Here is a 660-nt window from a genome sequence, read left to right as displayed (position 1 = left end):
GACCGAACACTACGCCCAGATCGACGAGGATAGCCATGTTGCGTAAGACACAAATCCCCCTGATCTTTGCGGCGTTGGCCGCCTTCTCCTGCATCAGCCTGGTGGACCCGGCCCTTGCCTCCTCAGGCGGCGGTCTGCCTTGGGAATCTCCCCTGCAACAGATCCAGCAGTCCATCACCGGCCCGGTCGCTGGCTTCATTGCACTCGCCGCCGTGGCGATAGCCGGCGGCATGCTGATTTTCGGGGGCGAACTCAACGATTTCGCGCGGCGGCTCGTCTATGTCGTGCTCGTCGCCGGCATCCTGCTCGGGGCCACGCAAATCGTCGCCCTGTTCGGCGCTACGGGCGCCTCGATCGGAGAGGCGCCATCACAGGACTCAAACGTAACGGCAGGGGAGGGGGCGGATGTCTGAGTCAGGCGCCAATCTCGCGCGCTCGCGCGTGCACAGGGCGCTTTCACGCCCCAACCTGCTCATGGGCGCAGACCGGGAGCTGGTTCTGCTTACCGGCCTCGCTTCGGTGATCCTGATCTTCGTCGTGCTGACCTGGTATGCCGCGCTCTTCGGCGTCGCGATCTGGCTGGTCGCCGTCGCAGCCCTTCGCATGATGGCGAAGGCCGACCCGATGATGAGGCGGGTTTACATCCGTCACATCTCGTAC

Annotated in this window: 2 protein-coding genes; both read left to right on the top strand. The window is 64.4% G+C overall.

The features are described from left to right. The first annotated feature begins 35 nt into the window (after nt 1–35). On the top strand, nt 36–413 hold the full coding sequence (locus EOC94_RS33320; protein ID WP_127295866.1) for a TrbC/VirB2 family protein: 378 nt from the start codon (nt 36–38) through the stop codon (nt 411–413). Next, a partial coding sequence (locus tag EOC94_RS33315) for a conjugal transfer protein TrbD (RefSeq protein ID WP_245465725.1) occupies nt 406–660 on the top strand: 255 nt, incomplete at its 3' end. The genes EOC94_RS33320 and EOC94_RS33315, both read left to right, overlap by 8 nt.

This window comes from Mesorhizobium sp. M6A.T.Ce.TU.016.01.1.1, assembly GCF_003997065.1.
In the GTDB taxonomy this organism is placed as follows: domain Bacteria; phylum Pseudomonadota; class Alphaproteobacteria; order Rhizobiales; family Rhizobiaceae; genus Mesorhizobium; species Mesorhizobium mediterraneum.
This window is presented reverse-complemented; position numbering and strand designations above follow the sequence as displayed.

Excerpts from the sequence above, each read along its gene's own strand:
- EOC94_RS33320 (WP_127295866.1), top strand. The coding sequence starts at position 36 with ATGTTGCGTAAGACACAAATCCCCCTGATCTTTGCGGCGTTGGCCGCC.